Annotated in this window: 1 protein-coding gene; it reads right to left on the bottom strand. The window is 53.6% G+C overall.

Translation table 11 applies throughout. The annotated features are described in order from the left end of the window. Positions 1–32: 32 nt before the first annotated feature. The coding region (locus LD028_RS08935; RefSeq protein ID WP_237811607.1) for a hydrolase at positions 33–276 on the bottom strand (244 nt) is incomplete at its 5' end.

The following is a 276-nucleotide window of genomic DNA, read 5'->3' on the forward strand; positions in this document are numbered from 1 at the left end:
TATACAGAAAAACGCCGCTCGACTCGCGGCGTTTACTCTTCTTTTTCGTCAGGAAGGATGCCGAGCGAGCGGATATGCTCCTTCGCCTCCTCGTTGCCGAGGCGGTAAATCATTTCATAAATTTTCGTCAACGTCCGGTCGTACGCATCGTTTTCCCGGTCGTAATGGTATTGAATATACGGCACGTGGGCGCGCCAAAACGCCTGCCAGTCGGTCGAGTAGTTCTGGTCGAAATACTCGCGCAGGCGGGCGATTTCCTCATCAGTCGCCTCGATT

It is taken from the genome of Anoxybacillus sp. LAT27 (assembly GCF_022030075.1).
GTDB lineage: Bacteria > Bacillota > Bacilli > Bacillales > Anoxybacillaceae > Anoxybacillus > Anoxybacillus kestanbolensis.